12 protein-coding genes are annotated in these 16,658 nt (G+C 41.2%); 5 read left to right on the top strand and 7 right to left on the bottom strand.

Annotation, left to right across the window (positions count from 1 at the left end):
- Nucleotides 1–71 precede the first annotated feature (71 nt).
- The 4 genes from FIU21_RS05525 (at nucleotide 72) to FIU21_RS05510 (ending at nucleotide 5,583) form a co-directional block, all read left to right on the top strand.
- Nucleotides 72–2,123, top strand: a complete 2,052-nt coding sequence (locus tag FIU21_RS05525; RefSeq protein WP_004361458.1) for an HD family phosphohydrolase — start codon at nucleotides 72–74, stop codon at nucleotides 2,121–2,123.
- An 873-nt stretch (nucleotides 2,124–2,996) separates the two neighbouring features.
- A complete protein-coding gene (locus tag FIU21_RS05520) occupies nucleotides 2,997–4,682 on the top strand; it encodes a membrane protein (protein WP_036886896.1) in 1,686 nt (561 codons plus the stop codon).
- A 150-nt stretch (nucleotides 4,683–4,832) separates the two neighbouring features.
- The gene (locus FIU21_RS05515) at nucleotides 4,833–5,039 is read left to right on the top strand and encodes a hypothetical protein (protein ID WP_004361460.1); all 207 of its coding nucleotides are present in this window, start codon (nucleotides 4,833–4,835) and stop codon (nucleotides 5,037–5,039) included.
- Between the two features lie 10 nt (nucleotides 5,040–5,049).
- Nucleotides 5,050–5,583 carry a hypothetical protein gene (locus FIU21_RS05510; RefSeq protein ID WP_036886905.1) on the top strand — a complete coding sequence of 178 codons (534 nt, stop codon included), beginning with the start codon at nucleotides 5,050–5,052 and terminating at the stop codon, nucleotides 5,581–5,583.
- Nucleotides 5,584–6,080: 497 nt separating this feature from the next.
- Here the strand turns inward: FIU21_RS05510 and priA are convergent, their stop codons facing one another.
- From priA to FIU21_RS05495, 3 genes are all read right to left on the bottom strand, one after another.
- Nucleotides 6,081–8,387 carry a replication restart helicase PriA gene (gene priA, locus FIU21_RS05505; protein ID WP_004361462.1) on the bottom strand — a complete coding sequence of 769 codons (2,307 nt, stop codon included), beginning with the start codon at nucleotides 8,385–8,387 and terminating at the stop codon, nucleotides 6,081–6,083.
- Nucleotides 8,388–8,609: 222 nt separating this feature from the next.
- Nucleotides 8,610–9,239 (bottom strand): porin family protein, encoded by a 630-nt coding sequence (locus FIU21_RS05500; RefSeq protein WP_004361463.1) that lies wholly within the window; start codon nucleotides 9,237–9,239, stop codon nucleotides 8,610–8,612.
- A gap of 679 nt (nucleotides 9,240–9,918) precedes the next feature.
- On the bottom strand, nucleotides 9,919–11,151 hold the full coding sequence (locus tag FIU21_RS05495; RefSeq protein ID WP_172891309.1) for an IS4 family transposase: 1,233 nt from the start codon (nucleotides 11,149–11,151) through the stop codon (nucleotides 9,919–9,921).
- A gap of 101 nt (nucleotides 11,152–11,252) precedes the next feature.
- Between FIU21_RS05495 and FIU21_RS05490 the strand changes: the two genes are divergently transcribed.
- A complete protein-coding gene (locus FIU21_RS05490; RefSeq protein ID WP_172891322.1) occupies nucleotides 11,253–11,408 on the top strand; it encodes a hypothetical protein in 156 nt (51 codons plus the stop codon).
- A gap of 153 nt (nucleotides 11,409–11,561) precedes the next feature.
- On the opposite strand, the gene porN is transcribed toward FIU21_RS05490, so the two are convergent.
- The 4 genes from porN to porK all read right to left on the bottom strand — a co-directional run bounded on the left by porN (nucleotide 11,562) and on the right by porK (nucleotide 16,657).
- Nucleotides 11,562–12,605: a type IX secretion system ring subunit PorN/GldN gene (gene porN, locus FIU21_RS05485; RefSeq protein WP_004361464.1), complete on the bottom strand. Its 1,044-nt coding sequence runs from the start codon at nucleotides 12,603–12,605 to the stop codon at nucleotides 11,562–11,564.
- Between the two features lie 118 nt (nucleotides 12,606–12,723).
- On the bottom strand, nucleotides 12,724–14,313 hold the full coding sequence (gene porM, locus FIU21_RS05480; RefSeq protein ID WP_004361465.1) for a type IX secretion system motor protein PorM/GldM: 1,590 nt from the start codon (nucleotides 14,311–14,313) through the stop codon (nucleotides 12,724–12,726).
- Between the two features lie 64 nt (nucleotides 14,314–14,377).
- Entirely contained in the window at nucleotides 14,378–15,175 is a 798-nt protein-coding gene (gene porL, locus FIU21_RS05475) for a type IX secretion system motor protein PorL/GldL (protein ID WP_004361466.1), read from the bottom strand.
- Nucleotides 15,176–16,657 carry a T9SS ring complex lipoprotein PorK/GldK gene (porK, locus tag FIU21_RS05470; RefSeq protein WP_036886898.1) on the bottom strand — a complete coding sequence of 494 codons (1,482 nt, stop codon included), beginning with the start codon at nucleotides 16,655–16,657 and terminating at the stop codon, nucleotides 15,176–15,178.
- Nucleotide 16,658: the final 1 nt, after the last annotated feature.

Below are 16,658 nucleotides of genomic sequence, written 5' to 3'. Positions count from 1 at the left end.
TCGCAAGTTGTTAGAGGATTACGCAACAAGTTAGAACAGCTTGTTATAACATTTACGAAACAATATATAAGATGATAAGATTCAAAAACATAAGCAACCCCTATTGGCGGAATATGGTCTCAAGAGTAGCCTTGATCATCGTTGCCGTCGTTTTGATAGTGCTATTTTTACCCCGTACACAAGGTAAACTTTTCCATTATGACGAAGGAAAACCATGGATGTACGGACAGTTGATTGCTAAGTTCGACTTCCCTATCTTTAAGACTGATGCTGCGTTGAAGGTTGAGAAAGACTCTATCACAAAGCATTTCCAACCTTATTACAACATTAACCAAACGGTTGAACAGAAGAAGATTGAACAGTTTAAGCAGGCATACAAGGATGGTATACCAGGCTTGTCAAAAGACTATATCGATGCGATTGCCCACCGGCTACACGAAATCTATGAGGCTGGAGTCATTGATCCACAACAGTACTCTACACTTGCCAAGGACAGTAACCATTATATCCGTGTCGTAACTGGTAAGCAAGCAGTGAGTGTACCTATTAATAAGACCTACTCTACTCTCGGTGCCTATGAGCAGCTTTTCATGGACCCTTTGTTAGGTCCGAAGCGTTCCGTACTTCAGCAATGTAATCTTAACGACTACATAGAGGCAAACCTTGTCTATGACAAAGACCGTAGTGAGACGGAGATGAACGACATGCTAAGTCTTATTCCGCAGGCTTCAGGTATGGTACTGGAGGGACAACGCATCATCGACCGTGGTGACATTGTCGATGCAAAGACCTATCGTGTGCTTAATTCCTTTGAACAAGCAATGGAGAAGCGCAAGGCTACTGAAGACGAGATAACATCTACCTTCATCGGACAAACCATCTACGTCCTAATCTTCATTTGCCTTTTCACACTCTACTTGGCACTTTTCAGAAAAGATTATTTTAATAAACCACGTTCCATCTCACTACTTTATGTGATGATAGTCATCTATCCTATCCTCACATCCTTAATGATGGAGCATAACATTCTGAGTGTGTATATCCTTCCATTCAGTATGGCTCCGATATTCTTCCGTGTGTTTATGGACTCACGAACATCCTTCATAGGACACATGACAATGGTACTTATCTGTGCGGTGGCTGTCAAATATCAATACGAATTCATTATCGTACAGTTTGTTGCTGGCCTCGTGGCGATTTATTCTTTGCGCGAATTATCAAAGAGAAGTCAAATCTTCCTTACCGCACTCCTTGTCACAATTGCTTCAGCAGCAGTGTACTTATCACTCCAACTCATACAGGCAGACGATTTCTCGAAGCTTGATCGCACCATGTATTACCACTTTGCTGTCAATGGCTTCTTCCTTCTCTTTACCTATCCACTGATGTTGGTCATCGAGAAGACTTTCGGCTTCGTATCCACCGTAACAATGTTTGAGTTGTCAAACACAAACAATGAACTGCTACGCCGACTCAGTGAGGTTGCTCCTGGTACCTTCCAGCACTCTATCACGGTTGGTAATCTTGCCACAGAAATAGCCAGTAGAATCGGTGCAAAGAGCCAGTTGGTACGTACTGGTGCGCTCTATCATGACATTGGCAAGATGCTCAACCCTGCATTCTTTACCGAGAATCAGGCAGGCATCAACCCACATGACAAGCTAAACGACCTTGAGAGCGCACGTATCATCATCAGCCATGTGACGGAAGGTCTGAAACTTGCAGAAAAATACAACCTCCCACGTGAGATTAAGGAGTTTATTACCACCCATCATGGTGCTGGACTTGCTAAGTATTTCTACATACACTACAAGAATGAACATCCAGATGAGAAGGTCAACGAAGACTTATTCCGTTACCCTGGACCAAATCCTTTCACACGCGAACAGGCTATTCTTATGATGAGTGATACCGTCGAGGCTGCTTCACGTTCTCTACAGGAATACACCGAAGAGAGTATCAGTGGATTAGTAAACCGACTCATTGATGGTCAAGTTGCTGATGGAAACTTCACGGATTGTCCTATCACATTCCGTGACATCACCGCTGCTAAGGCTGTACTTATCGAACGTCTGAAAGCGATGTATCATACTCGTATTCAGTACCCACAGTTGAAAGCATAGAAGCTTAAGGACAACCACAAGGCTGACTCCTCTCCCCTTCCTTTCCAAAAGGAAGATACATAAACGCCAAGAGACCTCACTAAGTTACAACAATAGTAACATAGTGGGGTTTCTTTTTAGGAGCTTCAATCATTTGAAATGATAAGGCTTACCTCTTAAGCTTAGAACTTTGACATGATGCCACACAGAAAAAAGGAAAACACGGAGGAAGATTTAAAAAGTAATAGAAGGAACGAAGGCACCATCGATACATAGAGAAAGCGGAGGTTATTAGCCTGTTTTCTTTGATACTTTAGTGTTTAAGACTTTAGAATTTTCTTTACAAAACAAGTCATAAAAAGACAGGAAATAAGGCTAAAAACGAGCATTAACAACACGTTTGTAAGTTATTCGCTATCAGGAATTTGCGAAACTGCATTTCAAAAGGTGCTTAATTGGACTTCAAAAGGGCGTTAGTTAGACTCCAAAAGGGCATCTTTTGCAAGTCAATTAGGCATCTTTAAGAAGCCAAAAGAGCATGTATTGGTTTTGAGTCGCATAAAAATAGTTTACAAACACCTGTAATGTAGGAATCAAGTTATTTGTAGGAAACAGATAGGCAGAGTATCAAATCGTTTTTATCTTTTAGCTTATCATTCTCTGCAAGACCATCTAATACGGCATAGTAATACCCTGCATATAGATAAGTCTTTCTTCTATTCCCATTCTATTCATATAACGACATAACCTTATTTCAGCCCTTTAACTACCTAATTAATGCTGCACATTTTAACTAAAAATGAGAAAAAACAAACGAAAATTTGGAAGTTTAGAACAATATTCATAACTTTGCAACCAAAATATATAAGTTTTATATACACTTACGAATCAACAATGAAGTATCAGAAGACTGTCCTTGCAGCTGCATTACTCGCAATGGCAACAACAACACAAGCCGGAGGATTGCTTACAAACACCAATCAGAGCATCGCATTTAACCGTAACTTTGCACGTGTAGGTGCTATTGGTATTGACGGTGTTTACTTTAACCCTGCTGGTGTAGCTTTCCTTGACCAAGGTTTTCATCTCTCTCTTAACTTCCAGAACGTATATCAGACACGTGAGATAACATCTACTTTCAGTGTGCCTGCATTAGCTAATACTCCTTATGAGTATCCTTTCAAGCTGAATGGTGGCAATACAACTGATGGCAGTAAGTTCTATCAAGGTAAGGCTTCTGTGCCTATCCTCCCATCTTTCCAGGTGGCATATAATAAAGATAAATGGAGTTTTCAAGCTGGATTTGGTTTAACCGGTGGCGGCGGTAAGGCTGCATTCAACGACGGTCTTCCTACATTTGAACGTCCAGTATCGCTCCTCCCTGCACTTATCAACCAGCAGTTGCCTACCTTTGCGGCACTACTTGGACAGCAGGAAACACCTGCAACCAGCTATAGCCTTCAAAGCTATATGAGCGGTCAGCAGTATAACTTCGGTCTCCAACTCGGTGTTGCTTATAAGATTAACGAGAATCTCTCTGTATTTGGTGGTGCTCGTTTCAATTATATCTACAACAAATACCAAGGTAGTATCACCAACATTTCAGCAAATGTGGGTGGAAACAACCAGAATCTCTACGACTATTTCCAATCAAAGGTTAACGCTTTGAACGAAAAGGCAAGTGCATTGCAAACACAGGCTGTTGCTGCACAGACTCAAGCAGATGCCCTTCGTGCACAAGCTGATAAAGCTACCGATCCTACAACAAAGGCTCAGTTACAGGCTGCAGCAGACCAATACGCGGTTGGAGCACAGAAGGCAACAGCTGGTGCAAAGCTCGTTCGCGCAGGTGCAGACAAGTTAGAAAGTAGCAAGGAAAAGGTAAAAGACCGCTATTTAGAGGTTTCTCAGCGCGGATGGGGTATCACTCCAATCCTCGGTATTGACTATCGCACAGGCAAATGGAACTTCGCAGCACGCTATGAGTTTACCACAAAGTTCAATATTGAGAACAACACAAAGCGTGATGACACCAAAAAGTATGAGAATGGCGTGAACACACCAAACGATATTCCTGGTATTCTTGCACTCGGTACACAGTATGAAGTACTGAAGAACCTCCGTGTTATGGCAGGATATAACCACTATTTCGATAAGGATGCACGCATGGACAATGATAAGCAGCGTTTCCTTAAGCATAACACACAAGAGTTCCTTGCTGGTGTTGAGTGGGATATCAACCCTTCAGTGACAGTCAGCGCAGGTGGCCAGCGTACGCTCTACGGTCTTGGTGATGGTAAATACCTGACCGATCTTAGCTTCGTAACAAGCAGTTACAGCTTCGGTTTCGGTGCAAAGATTAAGGTTGCAAAGAACGCTCATCTCAATATTGCTTACTTCTTTACCAACTATTCAAACTTCAAGAAGGAATACGACGGTGCTGTCGAAGCAGGTCAGGAGCAGGTGACACAGCCAAATGGTACTGTAACTATGCAGCCTAAGACTCTCGCAACCAAAAACACCGATATCTTCACTCGTACCAATAAGGTACTCGGTGTAGGACTTGATATTGATTTCTAAGCCACAAATAAATCTACCGTTTTCCACAACTAATACCATTAAGAGGCAGTCAGAGTGATTCTGACTGCCTCTACATTTTTATAATTTCCTCACAATTACTTGCCGCTTTCAACTAATATTCATATATTTGCAACAGAAAGGAATAAGTTTATGGGAACAACAGATAAAGTACAAGTGCTGAGAGCGAAACGAAGAGTTTATCAAGCACAGAAGACAAAGGAATATAAACAACGCATAGCTAAATACCTCTCCGATGAAGAGAAAAAGATTCTCTACAGTGGAGAAGGATTCATACGTGTTCCCGACGAAGAGGCTAAGCGGGAAAAGATAGATGCCTATCCTTATCTCATATTATAATATAAATGAAATGGACATCAAACATTATCCATATAGATTTGTAAAGAAAGTAACAGAGCCTTGGGATGGTCCCCAAGGCTTTATGCTATTCAAAGAATTATATTCCTTCAAATCTCCCAAATCTAATCAGACTTATTGGGTTTGGATTGAGGTCTACAAACATCATTTCTATGCTGTCAAATTTCACTTGAAAGCACACAGAGATAGTGATAAGAAGTATAATGTAATGACCGGACTTAATGAAGCAAGAGAATGTATCTACACTTGCATGGCTATTATGAACGAAGTGGCAAAGAAAGATTCACAAGCCTCCTTTGGCTTCATCGGTGCCAATAGAATTGGGGAATCAGAAGATAACACCAGTCGGTTCCGTGTATATAGAAGATATACACTTACATTATTTGGTCCTAATGAGTATGAACACATGTTCAATATAGGGAAGAGTGCCTACCTGTTATTAAACAAAAAGGAATTACGTAGCAATCCCAACCTCATCAATGACATCGTTGAAGGCTTTAAAGAACTTTACCCCTACTTTGACTAACATCTATCTTAAACCGATTTATACATGAGATAAAAGATGCTTCTCATACCTTATCTTATATGAAAAACAGGTTCTTCCGTTACTACAGTAATCCACAGACAAGGGTTTGAAAAATAATTACATAATTTCAAATAAGACATCAATAAATAACAGCAAAAACACATATAAAAAGTAGGTTTGCAACCAACAGAAAATCAATTAGTTATAAAATCGTAATACAAAAGGTGCTTAATTGGACTTCAAAAGGGCATTAGTTAGACCTCAAAAGGGCACCTATTGCAAGTCAATTAGGCGTCTTTTAGAAGCCAAAAGACCATATATTAGTTTTGAACTGTACGAAAATAGTTTACAAAAATCTATAATATGGTAATAAGTTATATGCAGAAGACAGATAAACATCACACCTAATTAGGGAATTTCCGCTAATTCCCTACCTTAACATCAAGTTCCGCCCAATTAGAGAATAAGACTTTAGAAAAGTGACAAGAAACTATATACTAAAGTGGATCAACATCATAATACACTTGAAGAGCACCATATCTCTTATCCTTCAACATGGCTTCTAAAGCTCCACGAAGATACTGACGAACACGAGAATAGTCAATACCATTCTCCAACTTAAGCATAATCTTTCTAATGTTTAAGGTCTTCACTCGAGCTACAGCAGGTTTGTCAGGACCTAACACACGGTCACTGAAGATTTCACGGAGCCGACTTCCTAATTCCAAACCTGCTGAATTTACCGTGTTTTCATCCCTATGCTTCAAATAGACATAGACAAGTCGATAGAATGGAGGATAATGAAATTCCAGCCTCTCGGTAAGTAAGTCGGAATAAAACGACTGATAATCATTACGCACCACCTGCTGAATAACAGGCAACTCTGGACTCTTTGTCTGCAGAATTACCAAGCCCTGCCTTCCTTTTCTTCCTGCTCGTCCACTCACTTGACTCATCATCATAAACGCTTGCTCGTATGCACGAAAGTCCGGATAATTCAACATCGAGTCTGCATTGAGGATTCCCACGACCGAAACCTTATCAAAATCGAGACCCTTTGAAATCATCTGCGTACCTATCAGAAGATTATTCTTCCCTGTAGAAAAGTCATTAATCAAACGCTCATAAGCATTACGCGTGCGAGTTGTATCAAGATCCATTCGCGCAATACGAGCCTCTGGAAAGATATAACGGATTTCATCTTCAATCTTCTCCGTTCCATATCCACGACCACGGATATCCTCACTTTCACAACAAGGGCAAACATCTGGCACCTTCATCGTATAACCACAGTAGTGGCAAGAGAGGTAGTTCATATTCTTATGGTGCGTCAATGATACGTCACAGTCTGGACACTTTGGAACCCATCCGCACTGCCTACACTCCACCATAGGCGCAAAGCCACGTCGATTCTGAAATAGAATAGATTGTTCGCCACGTTCTAAAGCCTCACGGACAGCAGAGAGAAGACGCGGAGAGAAGGGACCTGTCATCATCTTTCGACGATAAAGATCCTTTATATCAACAATCTCTATTTCGGGAAGTTGAATATCTTTATAACGACGCATCAGCTCAACAAGTCCATACTTACCTTGTTTGGCATTGTAATAGCTCTCCATTGAGGGCGTAGCTGTTCCCAATAGAGTCTTTGCATTAGGATACATCTGTGCCAACACTATCGCTGCTGAGCGAGCATGATAACGAGGAGCAGGGTCTTGTTGCTTAAAACTCTGCTCATGTTCTTCATCTATAATGACAAGACCTAATCGATGAAATGGGAGAAAAATAGCACTTCTTGCACCTAAAATCACATCGTAAGGCGAACCAGACAACTGCTTATGCCATATTTCCACACGCTCCGCATCGCTATACTTACTATGATAAATTCCCAATCGATCGCCAAAAACGGCCTTCAGACGTTCTGTTATCTGTACGGTTAGGGCAATCTCAGGCAAGAGGTATAACACCTGTTTATGCTCATTAAGGGCTTTCTGAATGAGATGGATGTATATTTCCGTCTTTCCAGAAGAGGTCACTCCATGTAGTAGTGTCACACGATGAGACATCATTTGCAAGAGAATCTGATTGTAAGCCTCCGTCTGTGCCTCATTTAGAGGTTTGATATTCTCTGGATGTGATGGCTTTCCACTGTTCAATCTACCGACCTCCTTCTCATAGGTAATCAATATTTTCCTATCCTGTAAAGCACGAATAATACCAACAGAAGCATGAGTAACGTTCATCAACTCCTCTCTGGTCACCTCTCGCAGTACTGTCTCTGGTGTAATTTCTGCCATTTCATCGACACCTGCCAATTGCAAATAAGCCATAAGGACTTCTACTTGTTTCGCTGCACGCTTCATAGAGTCAATCATAAGTGAGAGCGTCCTTTCATGGCGTAAGTTGTCAGCTAATCGGATATAAAGTTCTGTTCGTGGTCGATAACCGTATTCCTCTTTCAGTCCCGATGGCAATGCAGCCTTATAGACATCCCCAATTGGCGACATATAGTAATCGGATATCCAATGCCACAGCTTTAGCTGCTGTGGTAAGAGTACAGGAGTGTTATCCAGTACATCTATGATATTCTTATAGGTAATCTTCTTTCCGCCTACAGCATCATTCTCCGATGGATTCGGTATATTTACAGGATATTCCGCAACAATACCCACATAGATCTTACTCTTTCCCAAAGGCACAGACACTCGTACACCAGCTGTCACCCGAGATGCCAATGCATCGGGTACACCATACGTAAAATAGCCTTCAAGAGGAAGGGGGAGAATAATATTAGCGTAAGTCATTACAAATTCTTTATTACCTATCAACCAACACAAACAATACTATAAGCCAGACATTGGTTTGAATACAAAGTTACAAAGAAAGATGCAAATACACAATGATAGAAGTCATCAATAACACTATACTATCACAGAAACAATCTCAATATAATCTTCTATCACATAAAAGTCCCATTTCATTCTCGATGAAATGGGACTTTTTAATATATTACTAAACTTCTGTTCTTAGAAGAAATAGGCTATACCCACTTGCCATGAGTTATTACGACTACCCTTCTTATTAAAGACAGACTTCGCTGCATCAGTAGCAGTCTTCCAGGTTGCATACCCAGTTTTACCACAAGCTATATTATAGTTAGCACTTACCTGCAGATGTTTAAAAGCCGTTACGCCAAAACCAAGGTTGACACTGAAGTTACTATTTTTCAATGCATAGGTACTCTTCATGTTCCACTGATACTCTTTTTCACCAATATTAAATGCAATCTGAGGACCGCCAAAGAAGAAAACACTTGCCACACTACCTAATCCAATAGAATAGCGAGCATTCACAGGAATCGCTATCTGCTGTTGTTTTACGGTCTGCGTCATAGTAGCATAATCAAGTTTGGCTGCACGATAGTCATAGAGAACAGAAGCATCCATACCTAAACCTACTACTGGTAAGGTAAACTTCACAGTAGGACCAAAGAACCAACCTATCTGATTAGATTTATTAAAAACATCACTATCAAAGTAGAAATCACTCACATTCAGTCCTGCCTTTACACCAAACTTTAATGGTTCATCAGCATGGGAAGGAACAGAAATAAGAAATGATAGGGCTAAGAAACCCAATGAAATAATTTTCTTCATGACCATAAGTATTAATGATAAAAAACTAAATTCACTCCTCATCATGCAAAGTAGGTATGCTTACACATCTGAGAGAGACTCGAAATAGTCAACTTTCCGAGTACCTTTATACATTAACTGAATCTGTAAGGATATTATTGTCCGTTTAAAATTAATTAAGTTTGATTCTATAAAATTCCTTTAATGAAGTTTTATCTATCCCTCATTAAAGGCTGATTGCATCGTAGAATCTATAGAACCAACTTTAAGAAAATTTAGTTTCTTCCAAAAGATGGAGTGATAAAGTAAGCCTATTAAACAATAAGTTACATGGAAAGCAGAAGACACTGAGCTTAAAACAATACACAGAAGTGCCTCTATTGGACTACAACTCTTTAAACAAAACATCTGTTACCTCCGTCCCTCCATGTGAGATTTAGCCTCAAAGGATAAGGAAATATATTGACAAAATAATCAAAGAAAAGGAAAAGAATTGACTTAAAAGCGAGTTATTTTAGCACATATGTAAGTTATTTGCTATCAAGCAGTTGCAAGGAGGGATTTTAAAAGGTGCTTTATAAGGCTTCAAAAGGGCGTTAACAAGATATTGCTGTCCGATAAAACCTCCATATACTGCAATATCCTCTCTCAATCCTGCTGAAATAGGCATGATTAGTTCTAATTTCAAATTCCAAGCCCCCTAGAATAATGACAACTCTTCTGGTGGGGCTTTTACTTGGGTAATCAATCTATCCCAGTCTCTATGTGGCTGCTCAAAGAAACTTTGTATTGCGACATAACTCATAAGTAAAATTCTTATCATTGTTGCCAAGCCTGAGAAGCTCCAAGGTCTCTTTATTTTGTTCTTCACTAGGGTTATAAGCAGATTGGCTATAAGCGTAATCCATATTTGTATTTTTATAGCATTCGCACTCTCTCCATAGAAGTATCTTAGCGGGAAATTCTGTTTTATTTGTTTAAATAAGGTTTCTATTTGCCATCGTCTCTTATAGATAGCTATAATATCTTCTGCCGACATCTGAAAATCATTGGTCAGCAGTGATATGAATCTGATTTTCCCTTTCTTGGTCTTATCCTGATATGTGATTTTTCTTGCTTTATGGTAAATATCTTTTTCCTTTGTATGCTTATGGAAGAGAATGGTTTCTACGCGTACAACTCCATAATCTGTAGTCATCTGGTAATCCGTATCAGCAATCCTTTCAAAGCTAAGATTATTTTTCATCTTAGTTACATATATAACGCCTCTTTGAGTCAGTTCAGAGAACTTTTCATAGTTTATATAGGCTCTGTCAAAAGCAATCAGTTCCTCATTGGCGTATCGTTCTGGGATAAGTGCAAATTGATCATGACTAGCTGCAGATGTGAACTTGATATCGCTTGGAACATTCTCATTGGCAAATATCTCTGTATGTACTTTTATTCCACCCTTCTTCTTACCAGTTTTGGGATTACGTCCTACTCCTTTAAAGACCAGGTTAGAAAACAGACTGATTGTCGTAGAATCTATTATCTTTAGATTCTTCAGCCATTTGGGCTGTCCACAATTTCGGCTGTCCGAGTAAAGTTCATGGCGATATTTCTCATATAAGTTCATATAGATCGAACCGAATATCTCGGAATCTCGGCGTTTGTTTGCATCTGACAAGGTACTTCGACAAGGAAAATGCTTTAAACCAAGATGATTAAAGCGATTAACATTAGCAAAGAGAGAGGCCTTTATCTCACGCAGAGAGTCTAAACGCATCATTACTGCATAAAGCATGACGACAAGATGATGCCATGCATCAAACTTCTTTATATAGTGTTCACCTCCCTGAGCTTGGCTCAGAGAGAGAATTTTATCACGATTAAAATAGTTTAACAGTTGAACATATAGTGGCTGTCCGATAAAATGTGTACTTTTGTTCATCTTATTTCATTGTTTTATTTTGACAACTACAAAGGAAATAAGAAGGGCTGAATGTGCAAAACAATCAGCCCGTTTTTTTTATTATTCTGAATTAAAAAGATATGAACGCAAAAAAAGTTTTATCGGACACCAATATTAACAAGACCTCTAAAGGGCATCTCTTGCAAGCCAATTGGGCGTTAATTGCAAGCCATTTGATGGTCTTTAGGAAATCAACATGTGAAAAATTAGGACAAAAAGGGGTTTCAGTCATTTAAGTGATAAGGTTTATTTGTTACATTTAGAACATTAAGAAAAATAAAACAGAGCAACTCCAAATTTCTTGTTACAAACTTAGAGTTGCTCTGTATGTCTTATTATATAAATAGCTTTACACTACTACACCGAATCTCTGAAGAGCAAAAATAATATTAATGACGCTCGCGGCGGACCGATACACGTGCTGGAGAGACTCCTGCACTTCCACTTGAAGATGAACGACGAGAGCGACTAACACCACTTGTCGATGGACTTGTGCGACGAGAACGTCCAACCTTTCTTGGGGCTTTCTCAGCTTCCTTAGCCGCAGAGATACTATCAAGGCTATCTCGACGAGCAGGATCACCATAGATTGTCTTCTCGAAAGCAACCAACTCACGCTCTATCTTCTTCTGTTCTGCAGCCATTGCAGAATCATTTGGACAGTATTGTGCGAGCGTCTTACCCAGCATATTGGTTGTCTTGTAAATCTTTCCCTTATAGAGATTCATCGTGAAATAATCGTCTACACTCATCGTTGCAGCATTATTCAGATTACTGGTCATGATGGTTTGCTTAGCAAGGTATGGGGCTAAGTCATCATAACGCACCCAGAAGAGCGGGTATTTCACTTCGCCATCTCCGAAATCATCTTCACGATACATAATCGGACAAAGCGCTACGACCTTACGATGAAAGGTTGCTGTTCCTTGATCATAATAGGCACTCTCCTTTAGATAGTAGCCTTTCACCTCACCCGAAGGGATATCACTATTGTCAAGGCGAATACCATGATCGGTGCGTTCGTAGAAGATATGATAGTTATCAAGGAACTGCAAAGGCTTAACTCGAGCAGAATCCGTAAATATCTCATTGCCGTCCATACGATAGTTATAGGCTGCAATACCACCACGATTAGGACCATTCATCATCAACTTGAAGATGTAGGTAAAGAGATTCATCTGCGAACCTACAGGTTCAGTAGGATAATATAATCCAGCATTAGCATCCTCGGTAAGTTTGAGTTCACGATAGATATCACGTCGCCAAACAACATCTTCCTCCATAGGAGCAGTTGTAGGGAAGGATATCTGCGCACGTGTTGTAATCGTATTAGCAGGCGACTGACGCTGTTGTTGATTACGACGTGCAGCAGGCTGCGCACTTACAGAGAGTGCCAAGCAGGCTGTGCAGACTATGAGAAATATCTTTTTCATTATTATTTTGTTTGTTCTTTTCTAAAAGAGATGCTGTGATATAGTGTTTTATAAGTAGATATAGTATCAAGACTATCTATCAACTTGTCAACCCATAAGCTCGTCTACTCGTCAACTATCACCTCACAATTACCTCCATATTTCTTCCATTAAGCGTTCGAGTAGTACCATCAGGTCCATGAACGACAACGTTTGTGATATAGAATCGCTTGTTACGGCTCAACTGTCGGAACTGTTCTTTCTGCTGTGGAGAGAAGGAAGCACCGTTACTTGCAAGCGGTACAGCGTTACCCATATTATCAAAGAAGACAACACGGAAGCTGGTTACACTGAAAGGAATATCGAGTAAGCCATCATCAATAGCAGCCTGAATGCCTGGTGCAGACATAAGTGCTGCCTTTGAGAGGGCTCCACTCTTAAATCTATCAGCACCCATAGCGATATATGGCGATGGATCCGGCAATTTTCTCACACGGAACTGGTATTCTCCAATCTTGCGACCCTTAGCAGATACAGAGATCGTTACAGGCTGACCAACTGCCGAAGGACGTGCGATAAAATGGCCACCACCCCTTGCTACGAGTGAGCCTCCTGACATAGTAGCTTGCACATCATGCTGAGAAGTATTAGGAATACTAATGGTGATTGGGTTATCAAAGCCTGCATAGAGTACGTTCATTAGGTCTGCTGCAATAGTAGCCATTCCATCGAAAGGTGGAACCTTCTGCATTCCTTGAGGATTAATATACTCTTTTGGCTGCGGACCACCCGTCACCCAATAGTCTTGTGAGAAGTTTCTACGCAACACATTACCTGTTAAGTCCTTGATAAGGATGTATCCACTCAAGGTATGTTTACCAGGTGCACCTGCTTTCACAGTTATCTGGTTGCCCTTGATAAGCTGTCCATTAACAAAGACCTGTGGCTGTTGTGTAGAGTCTACAGCCCCCATAAACATCTGTGCAGTCATTGTCTCACCTGGATAAAGGCGTGTCTGACTTGGCACAACGAATGCCTGAAGCTTGTTAACGCGTATGTCTTTCAAACCGACATTAGCCACCAAGGTGTGTAACACCTCACCTTCTGCATAGCGAACATCGCTTTGTAACTTAGAGAGAAGCGTTACCGCTGCCGCAACAGGCATATTTTCGAACATATACTCTTCCCAGTTCTTACCCATTGAGTGGTGAGGTACCTCCGTAGAGAGGTTACTTGCAATAATCTTCTTCTGTCGTGGGTCTGTTACAAACTGCAATATACGTGCTCGATAGCTATTGATAGCCTCATAAAGCTTATGCCCTTGTCCATTGGCAGGGTTCAACATAATGTAACTGGCAGCCTCAATATTATCCTTTCCTTCGATGTTTAAGGGGTCACCTTTCTCACCGTCAGCCTCACGAACGATGGCTACTTTCAGCGCTTGTGCATAGTTATAGAGGGAATCACTCATCTCTCTGACCGTAGATGCCATCATAAACCACTGCTTAACCTTCTGTGGATTCTTGCGCATCATCTGGTCGAGTTCGCCAAAGATAGCATCATTTTCCTTGGATGAATTCCCCGTCGTACGGTTCAGGCTCTCTTCAACAACAGAGAAGCCATTGAGTACCTCGGTAGAGATATTCAATGCCAACATTGCCATGAGGACGACGTACATAAGGTTAATCATCTTCTGGCGTGGGGAAATCTTTCTCTTCTTAATAGCCATTAATTCTATTATTTGTAGTGGGAAGACAGCTAAAAACAGACGCCTTCCCTACCATATTTCATCATTACAAGCTTTTAGGTGTAGACTGCTGAGGGGCAACACCAGGTGCTGCCACACGCATATTAACAGTCATTGCCTCAATCATTCGAGCATAGATACTATTGAGTTGCTCTATCTGCTGTGCCATCTTACGGGTCTGATCATTAATCTGGTCGATTGTACCAATCTGCTGGCTGGCACTCTTAAGTTGCATCTCATAAACCTTAGCGATACCTGTGAGGGTACGATTAAGGTTCTCCATCTCTTCGCTATCACGTGTCAAACGCTGACTCTGGTCGTTCACTTTACCCAACATCTCTGTCAGATTCTGCAATGCAGCAACATAGTTTGTCTGTGCCTCTACCATCTCTGGTGTCTGCTGTTGTGCATCTGCGATAGCCTTACTCTGCTGACCAACAACAACTGCAGCGATATCATTAGCTGAAGGCATTGCCTCTTGAACACTCTGTGCAATATTCTCTGCAGCAGCATATTGTGCCTGTGGCGCAGCTGCAGGGCGTTCTACAGTATTTTCGTTGTCATCAAGAAGTTCCTCAGTAACATGTGTTGGGAGTTCACGACCATCATCCGTCTTATCAAATGGACGGTCAAACGCCGAGAGGAAGAATACGATAACCTCAGTGCCCATACCGAAGTAAAGCATAATATTAGCTCCCGGCAAGTGGGTCAACTTAAACAAAGCTCCAAGAATAACCACTGACGCACCCCAACTATAACCATAGTTTAGGAACGTTTGTCCAGGAACACTATCCATCCACTTCTGCAGATGGTATATGAGATTGTATTTACTGTACTGTGTCATTTATCTTCTCTTTTTCTTACTGCTTTTCTTATTCTCTTTAGCTGCCTCACTTGAAGAACTTGCAAGACTACGAACACAACGGAAACCGATGTAGCTACGTGGTTGGTTCTGATACTCCCAAGTACGCCAAGCACTGCGAATATAGCTCTCTGGATCCTTCCAGCTACCACCACGAACACTCTTCTTCTTCAAGCGATATGGGTCTTCTTTGGCTGCTTTATAGTCTAACTGTGGATTGAGGTCATTCATCGCATCAACACCAGCCTCTGTATAAATGGTACTTGTCCACTCGGCAACATTACCTGCCATATCATACAAACCATTAGAGTTTGCACCATAGATTCCCACCTTACTTGTAATCAAGTTACCGTCTTTGGTGTAGTTTCCACGGTCTGGTTTAAAGTTGGCATAGAAACAACCGTTACCATTCTTAACGTTTTGATTATCCCAAGGGAACTCATCTTGATTCTTTCCACGAGCCGCAAACTCCCACTCTGCTTCTGTAGGAAGGCGATAACGCTGTACATAGCGCGCCTCTTTTCCTAAGCCCTTAAGCAGATACTCCGTACGCCAAGCACAGAAAGCATTAGCCTGCTCCCATGTTACACCTACTACAGGGTAGTTGTTATAAGTTGGATTACTGAAGTAATTACGGAGATAAATCTCATTATCAGAATTACGGAAGTCATTCACCCAACAAGTTGTATCTGGATAGATATTAACGATATAGGTATTGAGGAAGTCCCAAGGACCTGTCAACGGACGATTGATGGTCTCGCTATGAATAACGCCGTTTTCATCGACATAAGCTGTATCCTTTGATATCATCACAACCTCATTAGGGTCGACTGTGATATCCGTATTTAAATTACGCTCCTGTGGATTCAAACGGTTACGACGAAGGGCAGCTGATGTATAATCATAAATCTCATAACGATAGTTCAACTGTCTGCCATCAATGCTCTTCTCACCTGTTACTGGATTAGTTACATAAAGGCTCTCGAAAGCACGCTGCTCATCCTCATTAGGCTTACGAGGAAGTCGCTTGTTCCAGTCCAAGTGGGGTGTGACGGGATCGCCATTCTTGTCTTCTGTAATCATATAGCTTTCATCACCACCATATGCAGGATCTGCCAAACGGGTACGGATAATTGAATCACGAACCCACTCTACAAACTGCTTGTACTCGGAATTGGTCACCTCTGTTTCATCCATCCAGAATCCATCAACAGAGATGTCCTTTACAGGTGTCTTCTTACCCCATAGGGAGTCCTGCTTTTCCAAACCCATTCTTAACCAGCCACGCTTGACAAGTGTCATGCCGTAAGGTGCTGGTTCGCGGAAGGCACGACCTCCACCAACGCCAGTAACCTCACCGCCACGACCTGACGAAGCGGTTGACTTACCAGCAAAACAGCCTGTCAATGTTCCCAAGACGAGTGCACCAAGACAAATGGCAACTATACTTTTCTTCATTTTCATT

Source organism: Prevotella melaninogenica, from assembly GCF_013267595.1.
Lineage (GTDB): Bacteria > Bacteroidota > Bacteroidia > Bacteroidales > Bacteroidaceae > Prevotella > Prevotella melaninogenica_D.
Note: the sequence above shows the minus strand (reverse complement) of the source record. Positions and strands in the feature narration are given on the sequence as shown.

Bases quoted from the DNA above. Each gene is read 5' to 3' on its own strand.
- FIU21_RS05525 (WP_004361458.1), top strand. From the start codon at position 72: ATGATAAGATTCAAAAACATAAGCAACCCCTATTGGCGGAATATGGTC.
- FIU21_RS05520 (WP_036886896.1), top strand. From the start codon at position 2,997: ATGAAGTATCAGAAGACTGTCCTTGCAGCTGCATTACTCGCAATGGCA.
- FIU21_RS05515 (WP_004361460.1), top strand. From the start codon at position 4,833: ATGGGAACAACAGATAAAGTACAAGTGCTGAGAGCGAAACGAAGAGTT.
- FIU21_RS05510 (WP_036886905.1), top strand. From the start codon at position 5,050: ATGGACATCAAACATTATCCATATAGATTTGTAAAGAAAGTAACAGAG.
- priA (WP_004361462.1), bottom strand. From the start codon at position 8,387: ATGACTTACGCTAATATTATTCTCCCCCTTCCTCTTGAAGGCTATTTT.
- FIU21_RS05500 (WP_004361463.1), bottom strand. From the start codon at position 9,239: ATGAAGAAAATTATTTCATTGGGTTTCTTAGCCCTATCATTTCTTATT.
- FIU21_RS05495 (WP_172891309.1), bottom strand. From the start codon at position 11,151: ATGAACAAAAGTACACATTTTATCGGACAGCCACTATATGTTCAACTG.
- FIU21_RS05490 (WP_172891322.1), top strand. From the start codon at position 11,253: ATGAACGCAAAAAAAGTTTTATCGGACACCAATATTAACAAGACCTCT.
- porN (WP_004361464.1), bottom strand. From the start codon at position 12,605: ATGAAAAAGATATTTCTCATAGTCTGCACAGCCTGCTTGGCACTCTCT.
- porM (WP_004361465.1), bottom strand. From the start codon at position 14,313: ATGGCTATTAAGAAGAGAAAGATTTCCCCACGCCAGAAGATGATTAAC.
- porL (WP_004361466.1), bottom strand. From the start codon at position 15,175: ATGACACAGTACAGTAAATACAATCTCATATACCATCTGCAGAAGTGG.
- porK (WP_036886898.1), bottom strand. From the start codon at position 16,657: ATGAAAATGAAGAAAAGTATAGTTGCCATTTGTCTTGGTGCACTCGTC.